The organism is Herbiconiux daphne (genome assembly GCF_024979295.1).
GTDB lineage: Bacteria > Actinomycetota > Actinomycetes > Actinomycetales > Microbacteriaceae > Herbiconiux > Herbiconiux daphnes.
The window spans coordinates 217802-241864 of the sequence record NZ_JANLCJ010000001.1 but is presented as its reverse complement, the minus strand read 5'-3'; the positions used below and the strand labels follow the sequence as shown (position 1 = coordinate 241864).

Below are 24063 nucleotides of genomic sequence, written 5' to 3'. Positions count from 1 at the left end.
CTGTCTCCTTGGCCGCCAGGGCAGGATGACGACCGTTAGGAAGAGACTAACCAGACGAGGCCCCTCCGACAGCCCCTGTTCGCCGTGGGCGTGACCGAATCCCGTCGGGGCTCGTGGCGGCGCTCAGATGACGACGGTGCCGGGCCCCGCGGGTTCACCGGGCTTGGGCCCGCGGTAGTAGGCGTCGCCCCACGCGATGATCGGGTAGCCGATGAACGGCAGCAGCCAGAGCAGGAAGAACCCGAACGCTCCGCCCTTGCCGAACAGGCGCGCGATGTCGAGCGCGACGATGATGCCGAACACGATGTTGACCAGCGGGATGAGCAGCAGCACGAGCCACCAGCCCGGGCGGCCCGCCACCTTGCACAGCGTGTAGAGGTTGTAGAACGGGATGATCGCGGCCCAACCGGGGCGCCCCGCCTTGAGGAACGTGAACCAGACGGCGACGACGAGCAGGATGACCAGGGCGTAGCTGAAGAGGTTGCCCGGGTCGGACACGCTGTAGCCGGTGCTGTAATCGAAGATGATGTCCCCCAGGGTGCGCGATCCAACGAAATGTGCGCCCTCAGCCTAGCGGCGGGCGGGCTTAGGATGCGGGCATGAGCAACCTCGAGAAGCAGCCGGCCGAGACCTGGGTCGAGTGCGATGCGGTGGCGGTGCCGACGGCGCCCGAGATCCACGAGGCGCGCGAGGTTCCACTCGGCGGCCCGCGCGCGATGACGGTGCACCGCACCCTGCCGAGCAAGCAGCGCACCATGATCGGCGCCTGGTGCTTCGTCGACCACTACGGGCCGGCCGACGTGTCGGTGACCGGCGGCATGGTCGTTCCCCCGCATCCGCACACCGGCCTGCAGACCGTGAGTTGGTTGTTCGAGGGCGAGATCGAGCACCGCGACAGCGTGGGCAGCCACGCCTTCGTGCGGCCGGGCGACCTCAACCTGATGACGGCCGGTCACGGCATCTCGCATTCCGAGATGTCGACGGATGCCACGACCGTGCTGCATGGCGCCCAATTGTGGGTGGCGCTGCCGTCGGCGTCGCGCCAGGTCGACCCGTTCTTCGAGAGCCACACCTCGGTGCGCGCCCGCATCGACGACGCCGAGCTCGCCGTCTTCGTGGGGGACTTCGCCGGCGCATCCGTCGGCGCGACGACCTTCACGCCGCTCGTGGCCGCCGAGATCCGGCTGCCCGCCGGTGGCTCGGCCGAGCTGCCCGTGCGCCCCGACTTCGAATACGGCGTGCTCGTCGACGCGGGCCCGGTGGGCGTCGACGGGCTGTGGGCCGAGCGCACGCAGCTCGTCTACGCGGGGCTCGACCGCACCTCGCTGCGGCTCGACGCCGGCGACCTGCCGGTGCGGGTGCTGCTCATCGGCGGCACCCCGCTCGACGAGCAGATTCTGATGTGGTGGAACTTCGTCGGCCGCAGCCACGAGGAGATCGTCGACTACCGCGCCGAGTGGCAGCGCGAGTCGGGTGCCGCCGAGCCCGACGGCGCTCCGCCGACGGCGACCGGTGAGGTGGTGCCCGGGGGTGCTCCGCGATTCGGGCTGAGCGACCACCACTACGAGGGCGACCCGCTCCCCGCTCCGGTGCTTCCGAACGTGCGCCTGCAGCCCCGCCGGCGCTGACGAGCCGCGCCCACCCGCCCGGCACACACGGAACGGGGCGCCCCCTTGTGGAGGGCGCCCCGTTCTCGGGGTGCGAACCGCGGGCGGTCAGCCGTTGCGGCGGCGGATCTGGCGCACGATGACGAAGGCGATGCCCCCGGCGACGAGCAGCACGGCGATCGCGATCGGCAGGCCGACCGAGAGACCGGTGCTCGACAGGATGCCGGTGCCCGAGCCGCCCGCGACGTCACTGCCGTCGCCCGGCACCGGGGTCGCGGTGGCCGGCGGCGTCGGGTCGCCCGGCGTGCCCGGCGTGCCCGGGTCACCCGGCGTGCCCGGGTCGCCCGGCGTGCCCGGGTCACCGGGGTCACCCGGCACCACCGGCGCCAGGTCGGCCGCGGTCAGCGCCGGCACGTAGGCCACCCGCTGCTTCGCCAGGTCTCCCCAGTCGAAGTGCTGGCCGTACTGCGCGAGCACCCAGTAGGGCGTGCCCTCGGCGGCCGCGAGCGAGCGGTCGATGATGAGGCCGGGCGTCTCGAGGTAGGGCGTCGGCACCTTCTCGAACAGCACCGGGTCGGTCTCGAGCAGCGTGGTGCCGGTGCCGACCGACAGGTCGTAGCCACCGCTGTGGATGTCGACGCGGTTGCTCACGGTGAGGGTGAGCGGGGTCGCCGCATCGGCCGCGGCATCCGTCGCTCCATCGGCCGACGCCGGCGTCACCTCGAGGGTGGCCCAGAAGTCCTGGCTGATGGCCATCTCACCGTCGCAGGCCGTGTCGCTCGGGTTCTGGTAGCTCGCGATGACCTTGCCGTCGAGCCAGACGTCGACCCGGGCGATCGCCGCGAGGTTCCAGGTCTCGGTGATCGCACCGGGGTCGTAGAACTCCTCGGCGAACACCTGCGGCCCGGCGCACAGCTTGTACTGCACCCGCGGCTGCATCGGCACGTCGGTCGAGTTGAGCAGGGCGAAGTCGACCGCATTCGGGTCGGCCACGTTCTGCGAGAACGCCGCGGTGCTCGCGGGCACCTGCGCGGCGCTGAACTCCGTCGTCTTCTGCTGGGTCATCTCGCCGTCGGCGGTGACCACCCAGAGCGTGGCGATGTAGTCGCCCGGCGGCACGTCGAACGGCCCCTGGCGGAACGTGTAGTTCGGGGCGTCCGCGGGTGCCTCGCCGCGCTGGGTCTCGTCGAGGTAGACGGTGCCGTCGGTCGACTCGAGCCGGGTGCGCAGGTCGCCCTGGCCGACGAACGTGACGTCGAGCGACACCAGAGGGGCGCCGTCGAAGGAGTGGTTCACCCAGGCGTCGATGTGCTGCGCCAGGATGTCGACCACGTCGAAGTCGGCCGAGGCCGAGCCGTGCGCGGTGCGCACCTCGAACGTGTGCGTTCCGAGCGGGGTCTCGGGCGCGAACCCGATGTAGCGCCAGAAGCCGCCGTCGTCACCGACCACACCCGAGAAGCTCGGGGTGTCGGAGCCGTCTTGGAACACGTCGTAGGCGTCGCCGGGCGTGAGACCGGATGCCTGCACCGTGGTGCCCTCGCCGGGTCGCACCGATGACGGGGCGACCGTGAGCGCGGGGTCGCCCGGCGCCGGCGGCTCGGGCGTGCCCGCGTCGCTCGTGACGGTGAGGGTGGTGGCGTGCCCGGTGTCGCCGTAGGCGACCCGGCCGAGGTAGCTGCCGCCGGGCTCGAGACCCGACCAGCTCGCGGTGACGATCGACGTCTGGCCGATGGTGGTCGAGATCGTCGAGGGGTCGACGGTGAACGAACCCGCGCTCGCCGCCGGGTCGACCACGTAGGTCGTCAGCGTGAAGTCGAGGTCGCCGACGCCGGCGAAGAAGTCGACACTGACGAGGTAGCGGCCGATCGGCAGCTGGTCCCAATCGAGATCGACGCGCTCGTCGGCGGCGCCGGTGGCCGACTGCCCCACCAGCCAGGTGTGCTCGAAGTCGTCGATGCTGTAGACGGTCAGGTCGAGATCGGCGGTGTCGTCGGCCGCGTCGAGGTCGAAGCGGGCGAAGGTGCTGCCCTCGGGAACGTCGATGATGAAGCCCTGCGTCGCGGCGCCGGCGGTGCCGGAACCGTGCACGGCCTGGCCGCGGGCGAGCCCCGTGGCCGCCACCGCGTAATCGGCGACGTCGCCGCCGAGCACGCCGATCTCGGTCGAGCCGGTGCTGCCCGCGCCCTCGGCCTCGGCCGGCGCGTCGAGCGAGATCGGGCGCACCGCCAGGGCGCTGCGCACCGAGCGGTCGCCGTCGGCCCAGTCGAGGTAGCCGGTGGTGAACTCGTCGAGCGGGGCATCCGTTCGCGTGAAGGTCACGGTGTAGCTCTGGCTCTCGCCGGCGGCGCCGAACGTCAGCTCCGAGGGTGACACGACCACGTCGACGCCGGCCATCGTCACCGGCTGGGCGACGTAGTGCCCGGCCTCGGTCGCCGTGACCGTGCGGGTGACGGTCTGCGTTCCCGGCAGCGAGCCGATGGCGATCGAGGGCAGGTTGAGGTCGGAGGGGTCGATGATCGGCGCCCCGAAACCGGAGTAGCCGAGGCTGTCGGTGTACGACATCCAGTCGTCGACGCCGTTGAGGTAGAGCAGCCCCGGGTCGAAGTAGTTCGTGGGGTCGACGTTGCCGGCACCCTGGGCGAACGGGTCTTCGGCGGGCGCGCCCGCGCTGTCGACGGTGTCGTAGGCGGTGGTCATCATGGCCGACTTGATCTCGGCGGGCGAGGCCGTCGGATGCACGCCGAGGTAGAGCGCGGCGAGTCCGGCGATGTGCGGCGAGGCCATCGAGGTGCCCGACATGAACAGCCACGAGCCCTCGGCGCCCTCGGGGTTGGCCCCGGCGGCGAGGATGGCCACGCCCGGAGCCGTGATGTCGGGCTTCAGGATGTCGCTGCCGTCGGCGAGGATCGGGCCGCGAGACGAGAAGCCGGCCACCTGCGGGCTCGGCGCCGACGGCTGGTCGGTGGTGTTGCCGCGCTGGAGCGTGACGGTGGCGCCGGGGGTCTCGGCGTAGGCCGCGACGGCTTCCATGGCCGACGCGTCGAGGTGCACGGTGGGGATGACGTGGCCGTCGAGGTCGAGCGAGCTCGGCGTGGGGTTCACCAGCACCATGCCGATGCCGCCGGCGCGCGCGACCTCGGCCGACTTGAGGGTGCGGTCGATGACGCCGCGATCGCAGAGCACGATCGCGCCGGCTGCCTTCGCGGGGTCGAGCGAGTCGGGCCCGCATAGTTGCGGGTCGGCGGCATCCGCGGCGGCGACGGCGGTCGCCGCCACGAACGGACCCGAGAAGTCGCCCTCGGGCACCGTGATCGAGGCTCCGACGAAGGCCTCGCCGTCGCCGAGGCGCACGGTGGCGTCGTGGGTGGGGATCGATCCGGCCGCGACCGTGGTGATCCACGGCGCGGCGTTGTCGGCCGTGGAGGCCTCGGGCCCGGCGTTGCCCGCCGCGGCGGCCACGAAGATGCCGGCCGCTGCCGCGCTGAAGAACGCCTGGTCGGTGAGCGACACGGTGGTCTGCGCGGCTCCGCCGCCGATCGAGAAGTTGATCACGTCGACTCCGTCGGCCACGGCCGCGTCGATGGCGGCGAGCAGGTCGCCGGTGGCGCATCCGTCGTCGTCTTCGCTGACCGGGTCGGTGCCCGACCAGCAGACCTTGTAGGCCGCGATCTTGGCCGCGGGGGCGACGCCCGAGATCTCGCCGAACTCCTGTCCGTCGACGTTCGCGGCGACGGCGTGGTTTCCGGCGGCCGTGCTGGCGGTGTGCGAGCCGTGGTCGGAACCGTCTCGCGGCGAGAGGTATTCGCCGATCGCCGGGTCGCCGATGTTGTCGACCCCGAAGTTGTCGACGAAGTAGCGCGCGCCCACGATCTTGGTGCTGCAGTCGTCGGCGGCGAACTGCACGCCGCTCACGCAGACGCCACGGAACTGCGTTCCGTCGCTCTTGTCGAACACGATCTGGTCGCCGTCGAGATAGGGCGCCGCGCCCGCCTCGGTGCCGAGCGCGTCGCCCGCGAACGACGGGTTCTCGGGCGCGATGCCGGTGTCGATGATGCCCACGACGACGCCCTTGCCGGCCTCGTCGACGCCGCCGATGCTCTGCCAGACCCCCTGGTCGCCCTCGAGGCCGAGGAACTCGGTCGAGGTCTCGGGCTCCACGAGGTGCACGATCTCGTCGGGCACCACGGCCGACACCCGCGGGTCGGCGGCGAGCTTCTTGGCCTGCGCGGCGGTGAGCTCGCTCGAGAAGCCGTTGGTGGCCAGGGTGTACGAGGTCACGATGCCGGCGTCGACGGATGCCGCGACCTCCTCCTGCGCGCTCGTCAGGTGCTTGGCGTAGCTCTCGACCCGGCGGGAGGTCGCGTCGAGCGAGCCGCCCTCCGGTGCGCGAGTGGCCGCGAGGCTGTCGACGCCGCCGTCGTAGGTCGCGACCGAGGGGTCGCGGAGGGTCACGATGTAGCGCCCGTCTTCGAAGGTGTCGAGGGCGCCGGTGGGTGCCTGGGGGGCGCTGGTCGAGGCATCCGGAGCCGGCGTCGGTGGCGCGAGCGGCTCGGCGAGAGCCGCGGAGGTGGGCATCAGGCAGCCGAGGGCGACCACGGCAGCGCCCGAGAAAAGGGCCACCGCCCTGGTCAGCGAGCGGCCGGAGCCGAGGGCGCCGGAACGGCGGGGGTGAGAGCGGAGTCGCGGGCGTGGGTTCACGGAGTTCGGTCCTCGAAGTCAGAAAGTGTCGTCGCACGATGCGAGCGGACTCATTCTGGCGGCGTCGAGGGGTGCAGATCTGGCCACCGGTGGCCCCTGGCCGCAGGTGGCCGCGGCACGAAATACGACTGTTACACAGCCGTCATTTCGAGGTCACACCCAGCCCCGGCGGGCGGCTTCGGCGCCGGCCTGGAAGCGGTTCGTCGCTCCCAGTTCGACCATCAGTTCGTGACTCCGGCGACGCAGCGATCGCGGCGACATGCCGAGCTGCCGGGCGATCGACTCGTCTTTCATGCCAGTGGCGATGAGGGCGAGGATGGCCTTCTCCTCGCGGGTCGCCGCGCGCCAGGGCAGCTCGGCCGGTGAGCCGGTGGGCGTCGCCATCGGCGAGGTGCCGGCAGCCGTACCCGTCGCCATCGCTGCCGCTGCCGCTGTCGCTGTCGGCGTCGTGGTCGCGCTCTGCGCGCCCGCCGCGGACGCCGGGTGCTCGGCCTGGTCCCGCGACGCGGGCATCGGGCGGCCGCGCGCCCAGTAGAACTCGAACAGATCGGTCAAGGCGCTGATGAGGGGCTGCGACTCGGTCACCACGGCGTCGCTGCGCACCCCGTCGAGGCTCAGCGACACCAGGGCCGTCGCGCGGTCGGCGATGGCGAGCTTCACCGGCAGCGCGGGCACGATGCGCGCCTGCTCGCCCTGCGACGCGAGCCGGTTGGCCTCTTCCCAGCTGCCCTCGGGCTCGAAGCTGCCGGCGGTGTAGACGGCGCGCCACGAGACGCCGCGGTCGAGCACCACGGCCTCGAGCGGCTCGAGGCGGGAGGTGACATACGGCGGCCGGTCGAAGATCAGGAACTCGCGCGTGGCCTGGTGCTGCAGCCGCACGTACCAGTTCGCGACCGCGTCGGTGTCGCTCACGATGCGGGTCTCGGGGGTGTCGGTGCCGGGCGCGACGATCTTGTCGAACTGGTCGCCGAGGGTGGGGATGCGCTCCCGGATGCGCGTGATCTGATCGCTCAGCCGGTCGGTCATGGCGCTCAGCGAATAGCGCGGGTCGACCGGGGAGTAGTGGGCGTCGTCGCTGAGACCCCGCGAGAGCAGACCGAGATCGCGCAGCACCTCGAGCCTCGACAGCGCCTGCGGCCGCTCGAGCTCGAAGCGCTCGGCCACGTCGCCGGTGCTCGTGGCGCCGCGGTGCACGATGAAGAGGTAGATGCGTTCGCTGAGGTCGTCGAGGCCGGCCAGCCTCAGCAGGGGTCGCGAGTCGGTCATGCGCCTACTGCACCGCGGAGGTGAGCCTGGCCAGGTTGTCGAGCACTGTCGACCGCAGCGGCTGTTTGTGCCACTCGTCGAGGGTCAGCTCGCGGCTTACCGCCCGGTAGCCGTCTTCGACCCCGCGCATGGCGTCGACGAACTCGCGACCGCGCACCATCAACGAGATCTCCATGTTGAGGCTGAACGAGCGCATGTCCATGTTCGACGAGCCGATCACGGCCACCTCGTCGTCGATGGTGAAGTGCTTCGCGTGCAGGATGTAGGGCGCCTGATACATGTAGATGCGCACGCCGGCCCGCAACAGCACCTCGTAGTAGGAGCGCTGGGCGTGGTAGACGAGCGCCTGGTCGCCGATCTCCGACACGAACAGCTGCACCTCGACCCCGCGCTGGGTGGCCGTGGTGATGGCGTAGAGCATCGCGTCATCCGGCACGAAGTAGGGGCTCGTGATGATGATGCGCTCCTGCGCGTTGTAGAGCAGGGCGAGGAAGAGCCGCAGGTTGTTCTCGCCCTCGAACCCGGGGCCCGACGGCACGACCTGCATGTCGAGCGCACGCGGGTCGTCGTCGATGGTGTCCTCGGTGACCGCGCGGGTCTCGCGCAGCAGCAGTTCGTTCGACTCGCTGTACCAGTCGGTGATGAAGATGGCGTTGATGCCGGCCACGATCGGGCCCTCGAGGCGGGTCATCAGGTCTTGCCATTTCAGGCCGCGACGGATGTTGCCCTTCTTGTTGTAGCTGCGGTCGACCACGTTCTGCGAGCCCATGTAGGCCACGTCGCCGTCGACGACGAGAAGCTTGCGGTGGTTGCGCAGGTCAGGCCGCTGCCACTTGCCCTTGAGGGGCTGCACGGGCAGCATGTAGTGCCATTTCACGCCGATGGCGTTCAGGCGCTTGGCGGTCTTCTTGTTGCCGGGCGCCCGCACCGAGGCGATGTGGTCGAGCAGCACGCGCACGGTGACGCCGCGCTTCACGGCCGCCTCGAGGGCGTCGAAGAACGGCTTCGTCGTGGCGTCGAGCGACAGGATGTAGAACTCGGCGTGCACGTAGCGCTGCGCCTCGTCGATGGTGGCGGTCATCTGCCGGATGGCCTCGTCGTAGTCGCCGATCAGCGTGGCGTCGTTGCCGCCCACGAGCGGCATCGCCCCGAGCGTGCGGTTGAGCTCGGCGACGTTCTTGAACCAGGGCGGCCACGGGTCGGCGTCGCTGACCCGCTCGATTCCCTCGGTGGTCTCGATGATGAACTCGTTGATGGCGTGCTGTTTGTCGCGTCGCGACTTCGGCAGCTTGTAACTGCCGATCAGCAGGAATAACAGGAAGCCGACATACGGCAGCACGAAGATGGCCATGAGCCACGCGATGCCGGTCGAGGGCCGCCGGTTGCGGGGCACGATGATCACGGCGAGAACACGGATGGCGAGGTCGACGAGCAGCAGGGTGAGCGCGACGATCACGGCGATGTCAGCACTCGACACAGCAGCCCCTCTCAGCGGCGGAATCCCCTAGCGACACCGTAGCGGTATCGGGGCACTACTCGGCGGCAGCCTTCGACGGCAAGCCGAGCTTCTCGCGCTCCTCGGCTTCGATCTTCGCGAGGGCCTTGCGCTCGGACTTGTCGGAGCGGATGAGGGCACGCATGATGAACCAGAACACGAGCCCGATCAGAACCGTCGGGGCCAGTGCGTAGATCGCGGGCCAGAATTCATCCATCGCGTCAACGATACGTCATCAGTGGGTGAGGATGCCGAACAGGCCGCTGCCGAGCAGGTAGAGGCCGATCGCGCCCACGATCACCCAGATGGCGATGCGCGCGTTCGAGGGCCGTTCGGGCTTCTTCTCGCCGTCGGGCCCCTGGTTCTCGGCGGCCTGTTTGCTCTCGCGCTCGGACTTGCCCGGCTCGTAGGGGTCGTCTTTCTTGCCGAAGAAGCTCACGGTTGGTCCTTACTGCTTCACGAGGGGAAAGAGGATGGTCTCGCGGATGCCGAGGCCGGTGATGGCCATGAGCAGGCGGTCCATGCCCATTCCCATGCCTCCGGAGGGCGGCATCCCGAATTCGAGAGCGCGCAGGAAGTCTTCGTCGAGGCGCATGGCTTCGTCGTCGCCGGCGGCCGCCTGCTTCGCCTGCTCGACGAAGCGCTCGCGCTGGATGACCGGGTCGACGAGCTCGGAATAGCCGGTGGCCAGCTCGAACCCGCGGATGTAGAGGTCCCACTTCTCGACCACGCCCGGAATGGAGCGGTGCGCGCGGGTCAACGGACTGGTCTCGACCGGGAAGTCGAGCACGAACGTGGGGCGCACCAGGCTGCCCTTCACGAAGTGCTCCCAGAGCTCTTCGACGAGCTTGCCGTGGTTGGGCAGGTGCACCTCGACGCCCTCGCGGTCGGCGAGGGCCTGCAGTTCGGCCACCGGCGTCTCGGGCGTGATGGCGACGCCGGCCGCCTCGCTGAGCGAGTCGTACATGCTGATGCGGTCCCACTGGCCGCCGAGATCGTATTCGGTGCCGTCGGCCCAGGTGACCACGTGCGAGCCCGACACCGCGACCGCCGCGTTCTGGATGAGTGTCTGCGTCAGCTCAGCGATGGAGGTGTAGTCGCCATAGGCCTCGTAGGCCTCGAGCATCGCGAACTCGGGGCTGTGGGTGGAGTCGGCGCCCTCGTTGCGGAAGTTGCGGTTGATCTCGAACACGCGGTCGATGCCGCCGACGACGGCGCGCTTGAGGAACAGCTCGGGCGCGATGCGCAGGTAGAGCTCGGTGTCGAAGGCGTTCGAGTGCGTCACGAACGGGCGGGCGGCCGCGCCGCCGTGCATCGTCTGCAGCATCGGCGTCTCGACCTCGAGGTAGTCTCGCTCGGCGAAGGTCTGGCGCAGCGAGGCCATCGTCTTGGCGCGGGTGCGCACCACCTGGCGGGCCTGGTCGCGCACGATCAGGTCGAGGTAGCGGCTGCGCATGCGGGTCTCTTCGGAGAGCTCGGAGTGCAGGTTCGGCAGCGGCAGGATGGCCTTCGACGCGATCTTCCAGTCGTCGACCATGACACTCAGCTCACCGCGGCGCGACGAGATGACCTCGCCGTGCACGAACAGGTGGTCGCCGAGGTCGACGAACTCCTTGAACGCGGCGAGTGACTCCTCGCCGACGGCCGCGAGCGACACCATCGCCTGGATGCGCGTGCCGTCGCCCGACTGCAACGACACGAAGCAGAGCTTGCCGGTGTTGCGCAGGTGCACCACCCGGCCGGCGAGGCCAACGACCTCGCCCGACACCTCGTCGGCGGCGAGGTGACCCCAGGTCTCGCGCACGGCGGGGATGGTGGTGGTGACCGGAACCGACACCGGGTAGGCCTCGGCCCCCGACGCGTTGAGCTTGTCGCGCTTGGCCAGCCGCACGGCCTTCTGTTCGTTGGCCTCGTGTTCGGCCACCTCGGCCTCGGTCAACGGCGGGGTGGGGGCGGACGTGCTCGTGGGCGCGGATGCGTCGGTCATGCGGAACGGATCTCCTCGAAGTCGGCCCCAGTTTACCGGGCGCGAGGGCCCGGTCTGCTGGGCGAGACCCTTCGCGGGGCGATGGGAACACCTGTCCCATCGCGTTCGGCTATCGTCGTGCTCGACGCGGGGGCGTGGCAGGGGGTGCACGATGGTCGGCGACGGGGATTCGATCAGGGCGCGAGCGGCGGTGGTGCGGGCCGGGGCTGTGCGGGCCGGAGCTGTGCGGGCCGGGGTGGCGCGGGCCGGAGCCGTGCTGGCCGGGGTGGTGCTTCTCGGCGGGTGCGCGGGCACGACGGGCGAGCATCCGGTCGCGGCATCCGGCACCTCGTCGTTCGGCACCACGTCATCAGCCACCGGATCGACGGATGCCGCGGCCGCCGCCACGCCCGCAGCCCCCTCCGGTTCGGCCGAGTGGGTCTTCGAGCCGCTGCCCGCCGACACCGTTCTGGGCCGCGGCACCATCCAGTCGCCCGACCAGGCCGTCACCGGCACGATCGAGATCGTGACGACGCACGACCGCATGCTCGAGGCCGTGTTCACCGGGTTCACCACGAGCGATTCGCGGCCGCTGCAGACGACTTTCGTGTCGGCCGGCTCCAGCACCCTCGGTTGCTACAACCCCGAGGGCTTCGCCTTCGCTCTTCCGCAGCTCTCGGCCAGCGAGGAGCAGCGGTTCCCGATGGGGCCGGTCGACGAATTCCCCTCGGCCGACCCCGGCTTTCTCGATCGCGCGGAGGTCTACGCGCCGGCCGAGGGTGCGGGGCCCGAGGGCTTCGAGGGGTGCTACGGCGACGTGATCGGCATCGCCGACCTCACCTGGACGATCGCGCAGACCGTGGCTCCCGCGGTCGACACGGGCGCGGTGGCCGGTGCGAGCGGCTCGGTCACCGTGGACGACGCCGGCCGGCCGCTCCGCTACGAGGTGGCCGCGGGTGACACCCTCACCGCGATCGCCGCGCGCTTCGGCGTGGCGCCGGCACAGCTGCTCTATCTCAGCGCCGGCCGCCTGAACCAGGGCGTCGTCGACGACGAGAACGTCTACGCCGGCGAGTCGCTCGTGCTCGACCCGTCGCTGCGGTGATCCGGCGCTGGTCTGCCACTGGTCTGCTGCTGATCGGGCCTGATCCGCCCTGATCCGGCCCTGGTCGCAGCGTCAGCGCGCGACCGGCGCCTGGGCCACCCAGCTCGCGATCTCGGTCCGGCGCGCGGCGCCGAGCTTGGCGAGGATGTGCTCGACGTGGGCCGACACGGTCTTCGGCGAGATGGTGAGGGCCGTCGCGATCTCGCGGTTGGTCGCACCGCTCGCGACGAGGCGCGCGACCTCGAACTCGCGGGCGGTCAGCGGCCCGGCGGCGTCGCCCCCGGCGCCCGCCAGGCCGGAGCGGGCGATGCGCCCCGCCAGCCGCGCGAACAGGTCGGCGCCCGAGGCGTCGGCGCGCTCGCGCACCCGGTCGAGGTAGGCGGCCGCTTCGCCGGAGCGCCGTGACCGCAGCGCGCAGCGTGCGAGATCAGTGAGCGCGAACGTGCCCTCCCAGAAGCGCCCCCGGGCCTGCCAGGCCCGTTCGGCGCGCTCGAGCAGCTCCCGGGCCGCGCCCGTGCGGCCCTGATCGAGCTGCAGCAGCCCCTCGGCGTGGTCGAGCGCCGGCAGCGTGCCCGGGATGCCGCGGCGCAGCAGCAGTGCCGAGCAGCGGGCGAGCCAGTCGCGCGCGGCCTCGCTGTGGTGCAACGTGAGCCGCGCCCGCGTGCCGGTGACCACGAACGGAAAGAGATAGGCCGCGTCGTGCACCGACGCCGACGCGCGGTAGGCCTGCTCGCTCAGCTCGACCGCCTGCGCCGCGTCGCCCTCGGCCGACGCGAGCTCGGCGAGCCCCCAGAGAGCGGGCGCCAGCCGCTGCAGCTCCCCCATCCGCTCGCCGATCGCACGCGCCTCGCGCAGGGTGGCTGCCGCCTCACCGAATCGGCCCCGGCCCACGGCGAGGAAGCCGAGCACGTGCAGCGCTGTCACGCGAGTGGTGATGCCTCCGGCATCGGCGAGCGCCCGGCGGGCGAGCTGATCGGCCTCGGGCCACCGCCCCTGCGCCCAGCGCACGTGGGCGAGGTGGGCGGTGAGGTAGTTGTGGTCGTTCCAGTTCTCGGTCTCGGCGGCGTAGTCGATGCCCGCGTCGAGCCAACCGCTCGCGAGGTCGTATTCCACCAGCACCGAGGCCGAGCTCGCGGCCATGCGATAGGCCCGCGCACTCTCGGCCTCGAACCCCGCCGCCCGGCCTGCCTCGATGGCCGACGCGAGGCCGGCCCACCCCTCGTCTCCCCGGCCGGCGAACACGCGCAAGGCGCCGAGGGTGCTTCTGATGTCGATGTCGAGCCGCCCGTCGGGCGCTGCGGCGGCGAGGGTCTGGGCCTCGAGCGCGAACGACAGCCCGCTGTCGAGGCGGCGATCGAGCATGTGGGCGGCGGCGAGCGAGGCGAGCAGTTCGGCCCGCACAGCCTCGGGGCCGCCGCCGGGCAGCCCGTCGAGGTCGGCGAGCGTCGCCCGCACCACGGCGCAGCGGGTGTCGAGGTCGTCGCCCAGCAGGTGGCGCACCGCGATCGAGGGCGGCACGAGCCGCGCGGCTGCCACCGGGTCGCCCTCGGAGCGGTAGAGGTCGATCGCCAGGCGGTAGTGCTCGGCGGCATCCGCCACCTCGTCGTTCGACGCGAGCTCGCGGGCGCACTCGGCGTGCAGCCGCGCCCGGTCGCAGCCTCCTACGGTCTCGGGCCGGGTGAGCACCGCGCGCCGGTAGAGCCTGGCCGCCTCGCGGTGGGCGGAGACGTGCGCAGCCGACCGTGCGCCGTCGAGGGCGTAGGGGTAGGCGGCATCCGGCAGCCCGGCGAGCTCGAAGTGCTCCGAGATGAAGGCGGGGCGGGCATGGCGCGCCACGGCCGCGAGGGCCACGACCTCGTGCAGGGCGCGGCGGCGCAGCGGCGGCACGTCGTCGTGCACCACGTCGCGCAGCAGGGCGTGGCGGAACTCGAAGCCCGCCGCCGTCTCGACGATGAAGGAGTGGTCGAGCAGCGACCGCATGGCCTGGTCGACCACCCGGTCGTCGGCGTCGAGCAGTTCGGTGAGCAGCCCCAGGTCGAAGCGGCAGCCCACGATGGCGGCGGCGGCCAGCACGTCTTTCGTCTCGGCGTCGAGCTGCTCGGCCCTCGCCCGCACCGCATCGGCGAGGGTGTCGGGCACTCGTGCGCCCTCGCCCGCCACCACGAGTTCCTCGATGTGCAGCGGGATGCCGTCGCTGCGCTGATGGAGCAGCGCGGTGAACTCGGTCGGCGCGACGGCGCCGGTGAGCGCGGCGATCAGGTCCCCGGTGGCCGCCAGGTCGAAACGGGGCAGGCGCACCTCTTCGGCGACGCGCTGCGCGAGCAGTCGCCCGCGCCAGCTCATCAGGGGGCTGCCGGCGAACACCTCGTCGCTGCGATAGGTCGCGATCACGAGGCCCGGCATGCGGGGCAGCTCGGTGGCCAGGCGCGCCAGCACGTCGAGGCTGAGCTCGTCGGCCCAGTGCAGGTCTTCGAAGCGCAGCACCGTCGGCTGCTCGGCGAGCAGCTCGAGCAGGATCGCCACCAGGTCGTGCAGCAGGATGCGCCTCAGCAGCGGGTCGTCTCGGTCGCGCGACGCCAGCAGCGCCGTGAGCCGCGCGGCGTGCTCGGTGTCGCCGGCGCGGGTGAGGTCGTCGGCGAGGTCGAGCAGCAACGATCCGGCGACCTCGGAGTCTTTCGGCCAGGTGCTGCCGCCGAGAAAACGGGCCGACGTTCCGATGCGGTCGGCGATCTCGCGCAGCATGCGGCTCTTGCCGATGCCGGCCTCACCGGCCAGCAACAGCAGCAGGCCCTCACCTGCCGAGGCCCGGGCCCATCGCTGCTCGGCGAGGTCGACGATCCCCGACCCGCCGACGAGCGCACTCCGCCCCACGGCGAAGCCGCTGGTCGAGAAGGTGGTGTCGTCGCCGATCACGGCAGCAGTCTAGGCTCGTGGGCCGCCGGGGGGAATGGGTCGAATGACCGATCGGCACCCTGTTCGCGGGCCGCCACGCCGCTCGGAAACCTGGGCGCTCTCGCGGTCAGTGCCCGAGGTAGATGGCGGCGTTGTCGATGAGGCGGGTGTCGCCGACCTTCGCGGCGACGATCACTCGCGCCTTGCCCGTGTAGTCGTCGTCGACGGGCAGGAAGGTCGACGGATGCACCACCGCCAGGTAGTCGACCGTGACCAGCTGCTCACCCATCGCGGCCGACTGCGCCGCCGCGAGCACCGCGTCGATGCCCCGGTCGGAGGCCGACTCCGCGGCCTCGAGCACGTGCGGCAGGGTGAGCGCCGCGCGGCGCTCGTTGGCGTCGAGGAACCGGTTGCGGCTCGAGAGGGCGAGGCCGTCGTCGTCGCGCACGGTCTCGACCACCTCGACCGCCACCGGCATGTTGAGGTCGTCGACCATGCGCGACACCAGAAAGACCTGCTGGGCGTCTTTCTCGCCGAACAGGATGCGCTGCGGCCCCACCGCGTTGATGAGCTTGGCCACGACCGTCAGCACGCCGTCGAAATGACCGGGGCGGCTGCGGCCCTCGAACAACGAGCCCACTCGGCCGGCGGTGACCCGGGTGGCGGTGTCTCCGTGGGGGTAGAGCTCGGCGGCATCCGGAGCGAAGACGATGTCGACACCACGCCCCGTGAGGGTGCGCAAGTCGCCCTCGAGATCGCGCGGGTAGCGCTCGAGATCGGCGGGATCGTTGAACTGCAGCGGGTTGACGAAGATCGAGACCACCACGATGTCGGCGACCTCGGTGGCTCGCTCGACGAGCGCGAGGTGGCCGTCGTGCAGGGCGCCCATCGTGGGCACCAACGCCACGCGGGCGCGCCCGGCCGCGGGCGCCGTGAAGCCGTCGTGCGGGCGGGCAGCGGCGAGCTCGATGGCCCGGCGCACCTCGTCGATGGTCGTGGCGACGATCGGAGTCTGCGCGGGGCTCGTGTCGGAAACGGCTTCTGCCACCGGATGCTCCTCTGGTGCTGTGCTGCTCGGTGCGGTGCGGCGCTCGGCTGCCGCGGCAGCACGACTCGGGTCGCCGACCGCCGTGACGATGCTACTCGGGAACCACGCCGCCCGTGCGCGCCAGCGCGTTCTCGACCGACGACCGCACGAGGGGCGCGAGCAGGCGCCCGGGCGCCTCGATGCCGATGCCCGCGAGGAGGCCGGCGGCCTGGTCGACGATGGCCGTCGAGAAGGTCGTCGCCGTCTCGATGGCCTCGGCGTAGGCCGCGCGATCAGCCTCGGCCACCACGACGGGTTCGCCGCCCATCTCGACCACGAGCGCCTGACCGATCGGCAGCACGGCGCCGGGGGCGGTGACGGCGAAGTAGGTTCCGGCGAGCCGGGCGATGTCGACGCTCGTGCCCGTGAACGACATCGCCGGGTGCACGGCGAGCGGGATGACGCCGGCCGCGCGGGCGGGCGCGAAGATGTCGATGCCGAACTCCGGCGCGGTGTGCAGCACGAGCTGCCCCATCTGCCACGTGCCGGTTTCGGCGAGCCCGGCGATGAGCGAGGCCAGTTCGCGCGACGGCACCGCGAGCACGACGAGTTCGCTGCGCTCGACGAGCTCGGGGATGGTCAGCACGGGAACACCGGGGAGCATGGCGTCGGCGCGCTCGCGGCTCTGCTCGGAGATGGCCGAGACGCCCACGATGGCGTGCCCGGCTCCCGCGAGCGCCGCGCCGAGCACGGGGCCGACGCGGCCGGCGCCGATGATGCCGACGCCGAGGCGGCCGGTGCGTTCGGAGGGCTTCATGCTGTCGGCCTCATCTCGGGGGTCTCATCTCGGGGGTCTCATCTCGGGGTCTCATGGCTGGGGGCTCTCGGTCGCGGCTCCGTCGGGCGCTTCCGCCCAGCGATGCGATCGGTCGCTCGAGCCCGCGGCCACCACCTCGGCCGACCAGCGCTCGAACGCGCGGGTTCCGGTGGCGCGATCGACGGCGGCGACGGATGCCCGCACCGGCCCGGCGACCGTGTGCACCGCGAGCTCCACCAGGTCGAGCAGCCGCAGCACCGGGCCCTGCGACACCCGCAGGCTCTGCACCCGGGCGAGCGGCACCACGGTGAGATGCCGCCACACGAACCCCGAGCGCAGCAGAATGGCGTCATCCGTCTCGGCGAAGCCGGTGCGGCGCCAGCTGAACGGGCGCAGCGGCCAGGCGCGCCGCGGGGCGTCGGTGAATCCGGCGCCGCTGGGGGCCGTGAGCCCGGCGAGCACGAGTTCGCGGGTGTGCTCGCCGGCGAGGCCGGGCAGCAGCAGCCCGAGCACCTTGCGCACGTCGTCGACCGTGCCGACCGGCAGCATGGTCGTGCTCGTCTGGGCCGAGCCCTCGCCCGCGGCTCCCGCGCGGTTGATGCGGATCATCCACCACCGGGCCGGCCGCCAGAGCAGGGGCTGGCTCACCTCGATCGCGTGGATGCGCCCCGGCGGCAGCGTGTCGTTGCTCGTCGAGAGCAGGCCGAAGCCCACCCGCACGCCGTCGGGCGTGGCGGCGATGCTGTAGCGCAGCGACTTGGTGAAGCGGTTGAAGTAGTAGCCGATGGCGGCGAGCGCGCCGGGCAGAATGAGGAACAGGAAGAACTCGCGCCGGCCGAGCAGCGAGCTCACCACGACCACGGCGGCGACGAGCACCAGCACCACCGTGAAACCGCTCAGCACGAGCGAGGCGATCAGCCGGGCGGGCGGAATGCGCACCACCGACTCGGGCGGCGCGATCGAAGGGTCGAGCTCCGGGGCGAGCAGCTCGCGCACCCGCTGGTTGACCAGACCGGCGGATGCCGCGGCGGCGGTGTCGGGGTGCGCGCCGGTCGCGGCATCCGGAGCGGTCGCGGCATCCGGAGCGGACGCGCCATCGGCAGCGGTCAGTGCCGCCGCCGGGGCCGCCGGGCTCACCTCGGCGCGTGCGCCCGACGCCAGCACGAGCACGTCGTGCCGCAGCCGGTCGGCATCGGAGCTGCGCAGGTAGGCCAGCTGCACCTTGGCGTCTTGCCCGGCGACGCTGATGTCGAACTTGGCGGCGCCGAACAGCCGGGCGAAGAGCGGGCGGCTGATCGCGATGCCCTGGATGCGGTCGAGCCGCGCACGCCTATGGGTGCGGAACAGGATGCCGCTGCGCACCTCGACCACGTCGTCGCCGACCCGGAAGCTGTGCATGCGCCACGACGCGTAGAAGCCCACGATGCCCACGATCAGGGCGACGACCACCACCACGACGGCCCAGCCGAGCTGGCCGCGCTCGTAGGCGGTCTGCAGCGGGTCGCCCGGCAGCTCGGGCGCGCCGAACACCCAGTCGACCAGGCGCTCCCGAAAGTTGGCGAGCACGAACCCCAGGATGGCGACGAGGATGATGCCGCCGCGCAGCAGGGGTGTGGCGGGGTGGAGGCGGTGCCACTGCCCGTCGGTGAGGTCGCCCGCGGCCGGCTGGGTCACAGCCCGACCCGGCGCGTCTCGGCCAGGCCCACCAGCTGGTCGCGCAGGTCGTTGGCGTCGGAGTCGACCAGGCCGGGGATCGACACCCCCGTCGATGCGGCGGCCGTCACGAACTTCAGTTCGGCCAGGCCCAGGGCGCGCGCGACCGGGCCCCGGTTGATGTCGATCAGCTGCATGCGGCCGTAGGGCACCGAGACGACCCGGTGGAACATGATGCCGCGCCGGAACACCAGGTCGTCGGCGCGCAGCTGATAACCGATCGAGCGGACGCGCCGGGGGGCGAGCACCAGCATGACGGCGGCGATGACCACGGCGACGCCGAGCAGGATCCAGCCGAACCACGCGCCCATCACCACGAACACCACGGCGACCGCGCAGAGCACGAGCCCGCTGATGATGCTCGACACCACCTCGACGCCGACGTATTTCGGGCTCACGCCCTGCCACTCGCCACCTACGAGGAGCCGCTTCGAACCGGAGCCGTCGGCGGGGTTCAGGTCGTCGGGGGTGGACACTCGACTCTCATTTCGCATCGGGTTCATCGGGCGGCAGTGTGCACAACCGCTCCGCGACGATGCCGGCCGTGAGAAGCACGGCCCCGGCGATCGCGGTTGCGATTCCCGGCCACAACGAGCCTACATCGGCCACCACCGGGCGGGTCAGCAAGAAGGCCACCACACCCACGCCGAACCCCGCGATGAGGCCGCCCACGAGGCTGGAGGCCTTGGCCAGCACCACGATGCGCATGGCCCGGAACGGGTTGATGCGGGTGTTCGACACCCCGCGGATGGCGCGGCGGATGGGGATGGCGAGCACCACCACGATCACGGCCGCGGCCACGAGCGTGATGGTGAGCGTGTAGGGCGGAATGAGAACGGGCTGACCGGCGGCCGCGAGCCCCACCTCGAGCACGAAGCCGGCGGCGAGCCCGACCACGGTGAAGATCACCACGGTGAGCGGATGCGTGTGCCTCACCGGCTCTCCCCCGCATAGATGCGCAGCGTCGATTGGGGAATGGCGGCGAGCAGCTGGTCGGCTCGCCCGTAGCCCTGCAGCGTGGCATCCGGATCGATCTCGAGCCACGGCACCAGCACGAAGTCGCGCTCGGCGGCGCGCGGGTGCGGCAGGGTGAGCCGTTCGGTGTCGCGCACGATCGAGGCGAAGGCGACGATGTCGATGTCGAGGGTGCGATCGCCCCAGCGCTCGGCGCGCACGCGGCCGTGCTCGTGCTCGATGCGGTTCACGGCCTCGAGCAGCTGTTCGGGCTGCAGGCTCGTGCGGATGAGGGCCACGGCGTTGAGGTAGACAGGCGCGTCGTGGTCGATGCCGTCGGGCTTCACGGCGGCGGTCTGATAGAGACGCGAGACGCTCACGACCTCGATGCCGTCGGTGGCGCGCAGGTCGTCGAGGGCCGCGCGGATGGTGCCCTCGCGGTCGCCCAGGTTGCTGCCGAAGGCCAGCACGGCCGGCAACCGGATGAAGCGCCGGTCGACACTCGGAATGGGTCGCCCGTTCATGCGGCGGCCTCCCCCGCGCTCGAGCCGGGGCGGGTGCGGCTGCGGGTGCGCGTGATCGCGATCGTGACGTCGGCGAACGACACGGTGATCGGCGCATCCGGTTTGTGCACCACCACCCGGGTGCGCTGAACGGCGGCGTGCGCGAGCACGACCTGTGCGATGCGCTCCGCGAGGGTCTCGATCAGGTCGACCGGGTCGTTCGACGCCGCCTCGACGATCTCGACCGCGAGTTCACCGTAGTGCACCGTCTGGCCGAGGTCGTCTCCGGATGCCGCGGCGGCGGTGTCGAGCCACGCCGAGACGTCGAGCACGAAACGCTGGCCCTCGGCCCGTTCGAAATCGAACACACCGTGGTTGGCGAACACCTCGAGCCCCGTGAGGGTGAGCACGTCGAGGTCGTCGTCGTGCGCCGTGTGTGCCTGCGTCATGAATCTCCTCTTCCCCGGGCCCCTGATCCCCGGGCCCATGCGTCGGTGACGTCGAGCGCGGCGCGGGTGATCGACACGTCGTGCACCCGCACTCCCCACACCCCCTCGTGGGCCGCCAGAGCGGCCACGACCGCCGACGCGAGATCGCGCTCAACCAACTGTGCCCCACCCGGCAGCAGATCGCCGATGAAACGCTTGCGCGACGCACCCACCAGCACCGGCAGCCCGAGCGCGGCGAGCCGGTCGAGGTGGCCGAGCAGCTGCCAGTTGTGGCCGCCGTTCTTCGCGAACCCGAGCCCGGGGTCGACGATCAGCTTCGCGGGGTCTGCTCCCTTGACGATGAGTTCGGCGACGCGGTATTCGATCGCGCCGACCACATCGGCCACCACGTCGTCGTAGCGCGCGAGGTCGTTCATGCCGTCGCTGTGGCCGCGCCAGTGCATCACCACGAACCGGGCACCCGAGTGCACGGCGAGGTCGTCCATCTCGGGGTCGGCGAGGCCGCCCGAGACGTCGTTCACGATCGTGGCTCCCGCGTCGAGGGCGGCGGAGGCGGTCTGGGCGTTCATGGTGTCGATGCTCACGGTGACCCCCTGGCCGACCAGCTCGCGCACGACCGGCAGCACACGCCGCTGCTCTTCGGAGATCGCGACGCGGGCCGCACCCGGGCGGGTGGATTCGCCGCCGACGTCGATGATGTCGGCGCCGCGGGACACCATGCCGAGCGCGTGCCGCACGGCGGCGTCGCGATCGAGCCACAGCCCACCGTCGCTGAACGAGTCGGGCGTCACGTTGAGGATGCCGAGGATCTCGGTCACTGCTCGCCTCCTCTCGCGGCGGCGATGAGCGCGGTCACCTCGGCCCGGGCAGCGGGGTCGGCGAGCGCGCCGCGGGCGGCGAGCGTTACGGTGGTGCTCGAGGTCTGGCGGGGGCCGCGTGCGGTCACGCAGCCGTGTTTCGCGTCGATCACGACGAGCACCCCGCGGGCCGCGAGACCGCGGTCGATGGCGTCGGCGATGTCGTCGGTGAGGCGCTCCTGCAGTTGCGGGCGTGACGACGCCGATTCCACCACCGACACGATCGAGCCGAGCCCGGCGAGCGTCTCGCCGGGCAGGTAGGCCACGTGCACGACGCCCTCGAAGGGCAGCAGGTGGTGTTCGCACACGGAGCGGAACGTGATGTCGCGCATGAGCACGAGGTCGTCGGTGGCGCCGGGGCGTGCGGTGGCGGCATCCGGGGTCTGCTCGGCAGCGGGCGCCGCGAACGACGTGCCGAGGGCCGCGGCCGGGTCGACGCCGACCTGGCCGAACAGCTCGGCGTAGAGGTCGGCGACGCGCCGCGGGGTGTCGGTCAGGCCGTCGCGCCGAGGATCTTCGCCGATCGCGGCGAGGATCTCGGCGACCGCGGCCTCGATCCTCAGCCGATCGACATGTGCCACGGTGGGCCTAGGCGGTGGCGGGGCGGGGCTTGATGCGCGGAGCGCGCTTGGGCTTCGACTCGGGCTCGGGGTCGGAGTCGACTCCGCCGTCGACGGCCTGGCCGTCGATGGGCGCCTTGGCCGCGGGGAACGCGACCGGAGGAAGCGTCGACACCGGGCGGTTCTCGCTCGAGAGCCACTGCGGGCGCAACGGCAGCTTCTTCACGCCCTCGAAGATGGCGGCCAGTTCGTCGTGGTCGAGCGTTTCTTTCTCGAGCAGCTCGGCGGCCAGGCGGTCGAGGATGTCGCGGTTGTCGTTGAGCACCGCCCACGCTTCGTCGTGCGCCGACTCGATCAGGGCGCGCACCTCGGCGTCGACCTGCTGGGCGAGGCTCTCGGAGTAGTCGCGCTCGTGGCCCATGTTGCGGCCGAGGAACATCTCGCCCGACGCGCTGCCGAGCTTGACGGCGCCGAGGGTCGCGGTCATGCCGTATTCGGTCACCATCTTCTTGGCGGTGCCGGTGGCCTTCTCGATGTCGTTCGACGCGCCCGTGGTGGGGTCGTGGAACACGATCTCCTCCGCGACGCGGCCGCCCATGGCGTAGGCGAGCTGGTCGAGCAGCTCGTTGCGGCTCACCGAGTAGCGGTCTTCGAGCGGCAGCACCATCGTGTAGCCGAGGGCACGGCCGCGGGGCAGGATGGTGACCTTCGTGACCGGGTCGGTGTAGTTCATGGCCGTGGCCACGAGCGCGTGGCCGCCCTCGTGGTAGGCGGTGACGAGCTTCTCCTGGTCGCGCATGATGCGGGTGCGGCGCTGGGGGCCGGCGATCACGCGGTCGATGGCCTCGTCGAGGGCGCGGTTGTCGATGAGCTGCGCGTTGCTGCGCGCGGTGAGCAGCGCGGCCTCGTTGAGCACGTTGGCCAGGTCGGCGCCGGTGAAGCCCGGCGTCTTGCGGGCCACGACCTCGAGGTCGACGCCGGCGGCGAGCGGCTTGCCCTTGCCGTGCACCTCGAGGATCTTCTTGCGGCCGTTGAGGTCGGGGGCATCGACGCCGATCTGGCGGTCGAAGCGGCCCGGGCGCAGCAGGGCGGGGTCGAGGATGTCGGGCCGGTTCGTGGCCGCGATAAGGATGACGTTCGTCTTCACGTCGAAGCCGTCCATCTCGACCAGCAGCTGGTTGAGCGTCTGCTCGCGCTCGTCGTGACCGCCGCCCATGCCGGCGCCGCGGTGGCGGCCGACGGCGTCGATCTCGTCGATGAAGATGATGGCGGGGGAGTTCTCTTTCGCCTGCTGGAACAGGTCGCGCACGCGGCTCGCGCCGACGCCCACGAACATCTCGACGAAGTCGGAGCCCGAGATCGAATAGAACGGAACGCCCGCCTCACCCGCGACGGCGCGAGCGAGCAGGGTCTTGCCGGTGCCGGGAGGGCCGTAGAGCAGCACGCCCTTGGGAATGCGCGCGCCGACGGCGAGGAACTTCGCCGGCTCCTTCAAGAAGTCTTTGATCTCTTCGAGCTCTTCGAGCGCCTCTTCGGCGCCGGCGACGTCGTCGAAGGTGACCTTCGGCGACTCCTTCGTGACGAGCTTGGCCTTCGACTTGCCGAACTGCATCACGCGGTTGCCGCCACCCTGCATGCCCGAGAGCATGAACCAGAAGAACGCGGCGATGAGGATGATGGGCAAGAACAGGCCGAGCGCCGAGAGGAACCAGTTGGGCTGGGGAACCTGGTCGTTGAAGCCGTCGGACGGATTGGCATCCGTCACCGCGTTCACGACCTCGGTGCCGCGGGGCGCCACGTAGTAGAACTGCACCTTCGAGCCGTACTTGTCGTCGGCGCTCGAGAGCGTCATGTCGACGCGCTGCTCACCGTCGATGATGGTGGCCTCGGAGACCTTGCCGCTCGAGAGGAACCCGAGCCCCTCCTGCGTCGTCACCTGCTGGTAGCCGACGGCGGTGATCAGACTGAAGCCGATCCACAGCGCGATCGCACCCAGGAGGATGTACGGAATGGGAGATCGAAGGATGCGTTTCGCGTTCATGTCTCTTCATCGCTTTGGTGCCGGCAGGGTCGGCACGGTGCTTATGTCGTGGTGCAAGGGTACCCGTCGCGCACTGGGCGCCGCCTCCATGTTCCCCGTGGGCGTAACGTGTG

The 24063-nt window shown here is 71.3% G+C and carries 20 protein-coding genes; 2 read left to right on the top strand and 18 right to left on the bottom strand.

Going from position 1 to position 24063, the window contains the following annotated elements:
• Positions 1–123: 123 nt before the first annotated feature.
• Positions 124–498, bottom strand: a complete 375-nt coding sequence (locus N1032_RS01205) for a DUF5684 domain-containing protein (RefSeq protein WP_259536956.1) — start codon at positions 496–498, stop codon at positions 124–126.
• A gap of 101 nt (positions 499–599) precedes the next feature.
• On the opposite strand from N1032_RS01205, the gene N1032_RS01200 reads away from it, so the two are divergent.
• Positions 600–1628 (top strand): pirin family protein, encoded by a 1029-nt coding sequence (locus N1032_RS01200; RefSeq protein ID WP_259536955.1) that lies wholly within the window; start codon positions 600–602, stop codon positions 1626–1628.
• A gap of 87 nt (positions 1629–1715) precedes the next feature.
• Here N1032_RS01200 and N1032_RS01195 read toward each other — a convergent pair whose 3' ends face one another.
• From N1032_RS01195 to lysS, 6 genes are all read right to left on the bottom strand, one after another.
• Positions 1716–6305, bottom strand: coding sequence for a S8 family peptidase (locus N1032_RS01195; RefSeq protein ID WP_259536954.1), 4590 nt, complete (start codon positions 6303–6305; stop codon positions 1716–1718).
• A 153-nt stretch (positions 6306–6458) separates the two neighbouring features.
• Positions 6459–7571 carry a helix-turn-helix domain-containing protein gene (locus N1032_RS01190; protein ID WP_259536953.1) on the bottom strand — a complete coding sequence of 371 codons (1113 nt, stop codon included), beginning with the start codon at positions 7569–7571 and terminating at the stop codon, positions 6459–6461.
• A gap of 4 nt (positions 7572–7575) precedes the next feature.
• Positions 7576–9048 carry a cardiolipin synthase gene (gene cls, locus N1032_RS01185; RefSeq protein WP_259536952.1) on the bottom strand — a complete coding sequence of 491 codons (1473 nt, stop codon included), beginning with the start codon at positions 9046–9048 and terminating at the stop codon, positions 7576–7578.
• A 55-nt stretch (positions 9049–9103) separates the two neighbouring features.
• Positions 9104–9283 (bottom strand): hypothetical protein, encoded by a 180-nt coding sequence (locus tag N1032_RS01180; RefSeq protein ID WP_259536951.1) that lies wholly within the window; start codon positions 9281–9283, stop codon positions 9104–9106.
• A gap of 18 nt (positions 9284–9301) precedes the next feature.
• Positions 9302–9505 (bottom strand): hypothetical protein, encoded by a 204-nt coding sequence (locus N1032_RS01175; protein WP_259536950.1) that lies wholly within the window; start codon positions 9503–9505, stop codon positions 9302–9304.
• Positions 9506–9514: 9 nt separating this feature from the next.
• Positions 9515–11053, bottom strand: coding sequence for a lysine--tRNA ligase (gene lysS, locus N1032_RS01170; RefSeq protein WP_259536949.1), 1539 nt, complete (start codon positions 11051–11053; stop codon positions 9515–9517).
• Between the two features lie 151 nt (positions 11054–11204).
• On the opposite strand from lysS, the gene N1032_RS01165 reads away from it, so the two are divergent.
• Positions 11205–12137 carry a LysM peptidoglycan-binding domain-containing protein gene (locus N1032_RS01165; protein WP_259536948.1) on the top strand — a complete coding sequence of 311 codons (933 nt, stop codon included), beginning with the start codon at positions 11205–11207 and terminating at the stop codon, positions 12135–12137.
• Between the two features lie 72 nt (positions 12138–12209).
• Here the strand turns inward: N1032_RS01165 and N1032_RS01160 are convergent, their stop codons facing one another.
• The 11 genes from N1032_RS01160 to ftsH all read right to left on the bottom strand — a co-directional run bounded on the left by N1032_RS01160 (position 12210) and on the right by ftsH (position 23950).
• Positions 12210–15050: an ATP-binding protein gene (locus N1032_RS01160; RefSeq protein WP_259536947.1), complete on the bottom strand. Its 2841-nt coding sequence runs from the start codon at positions 15048–15050 to the stop codon at positions 12210–12212.
• A 106-nt stretch (positions 15051–15156) separates the two neighbouring features.
• Positions 15157–16077, bottom strand: a complete 921-nt coding sequence (gene panC, locus N1032_RS01155; protein WP_259536945.1) for a pantoate--beta-alanine ligase — start codon at positions 16075–16077, stop codon at positions 15157–15159.
• A 91-nt stretch (positions 16078–16168) separates the two neighbouring features.
• Positions 16169–16873 carry a Rossmann-like and DUF2520 domain-containing protein gene (locus N1032_RS01150; RefSeq protein ID WP_259536943.1) on the bottom strand — a complete coding sequence of 235 codons (705 nt, stop codon included), beginning with the start codon at positions 16871–16873 and terminating at the stop codon, positions 16169–16171.
• A gap of 51 nt (positions 16874–16924) precedes the next feature.
• The gene (locus N1032_RS01145; RefSeq protein WP_259536942.1) at positions 16925–18547 is read right to left on the bottom strand and encodes a PH domain-containing protein; all 1623 of its coding nucleotides are present in this window, start codon (positions 18545–18547) and stop codon (positions 16925–16927) included.
• Positions 18544–19062: a PH domain-containing protein gene (locus N1032_RS01140; protein WP_259536939.1), complete on the bottom strand. Its 519-nt coding sequence runs from the start codon at positions 19060–19062 to the stop codon at positions 18544–18546. Before N1032_RS01140 ends, N1032_RS01145 begins: the two co-directional genes overlap by 4 nt.
• A 7-nt stretch (positions 19063–19069) precedes the next feature.
• Positions 19070–19522 carry a DUF3180 domain-containing protein gene (locus N1032_RS01135; RefSeq protein ID WP_259536937.1) on the bottom strand — a complete coding sequence of 151 codons (453 nt, stop codon included), beginning with the start codon at positions 19520–19522 and terminating at the stop codon, positions 19070–19072.
• A complete protein-coding gene (gene folK, locus N1032_RS01130) occupies positions 19519–20064 on the bottom strand; it encodes a 2-amino-4-hydroxy-6-hydroxymethyldihydropteridine diphosphokinase (protein WP_259536936.1) in 546 nt (181 codons plus the stop codon). The genes N1032_RS01135 and folK overlap by 4 nt, the downstream gene beginning before the upstream one ends.
• The gene (folB, locus tag N1032_RS01125; protein WP_259536935.1) at positions 20061–20492 is read right to left on the bottom strand and encodes a dihydroneopterin aldolase; all 432 of its coding nucleotides are present in this window, start codon (positions 20490–20492) and stop codon (positions 20061–20063) included. The genes folK and folB overlap by 4 nt, the downstream gene beginning before the upstream one ends.
• Positions 20489–21310: a dihydropteroate synthase gene (gene folP / locus N1032_RS01120; RefSeq protein ID WP_259536934.1), complete on the bottom strand. Its 822-nt coding sequence runs from the start codon at positions 21308–21310 to the stop codon at positions 20489–20491. The genes folB and folP overlap by 4 nt, the downstream gene beginning before the upstream one ends.
• Entirely contained in the window at positions 21307–21930 is a 624-nt protein-coding gene (gene folE, locus N1032_RS01115; protein WP_259536931.1) for a GTP cyclohydrolase I, read from the bottom strand. Before folE ends, folP begins: the two co-directional genes overlap by 4 nt.
• A 7-nt stretch (positions 21931–21937) precedes the next feature.
• Positions 21938–23950: an ATP-dependent zinc metalloprotease FtsH gene (gene ftsH, locus N1032_RS01110; protein WP_259536930.1), complete on the bottom strand. Its 2013-nt coding sequence runs from the start codon at positions 23948–23950 to the stop codon at positions 21938–21940.
• Positions 23951–24063 lie beyond the last annotated feature (113 nt).

What these genes read in the sequence shown, in the direction of transcription:
- N1032_RS01150 (WP_259536943.1), bottom strand. Translation starts at nt 16,873, where the DNA reads ATGAAGCCCTCCGAACGCACCGGCCGCCTCGGCGTCGGCATCATCGGC.
- folK (WP_259536936.1), bottom strand. Translation starts at nt 20,064, where the DNA reads ATGAACGGGCGACCCATTCCGAGTGTCGACCGGCGCTTCATCCGGTTG.
- N1032_RS01165 (WP_259536948.1), top strand. Translation starts at nt 11,205, where the DNA reads ATGGTCGGCGACGGGGATTCGATCAGGGCGCGAGCGGCGGTGGTGCGG.
- ftsH (WP_259536930.1), bottom strand. Translation starts at nt 23,950, where the DNA reads ATGAACGCGAAACGCATCCTTCGATCTCCCATTCCGTACATCCTCCTG.
- folB (WP_259536935.1), bottom strand. Translation starts at nt 20,492, where the DNA reads ATGACGCAGGCACACACGGCGCACGACGACGACCTCGACGTGCTCACC.
- N1032_RS01180 (WP_259536951.1), bottom strand. Translation starts at nt 9,283, where the DNA reads ATGGATGAATTCTGGCCCGCGATCTACGCACTGGCCCCGACGGTTCTG.
- N1032_RS01190 (WP_259536953.1), bottom strand. Translation starts at nt 7,571, where the DNA reads ATGACCGACTCGCGACCCCTGCTGAGGCTGGCCGGCCTCGACGACCTC.
- lysS (WP_259536949.1), bottom strand. Translation starts at nt 11,053, where the DNA reads ATGACCGACGCATCCGCGCCCACGAGCACGTCCGCCCCCACCCCGCCG.
- N1032_RS01200 (WP_259536955.1), top strand. Translation starts at nt 600, where the DNA reads ATGAGCAACCTCGAGAAGCAGCCGGCCGAGACCTGGGTCGAGTGCGAT.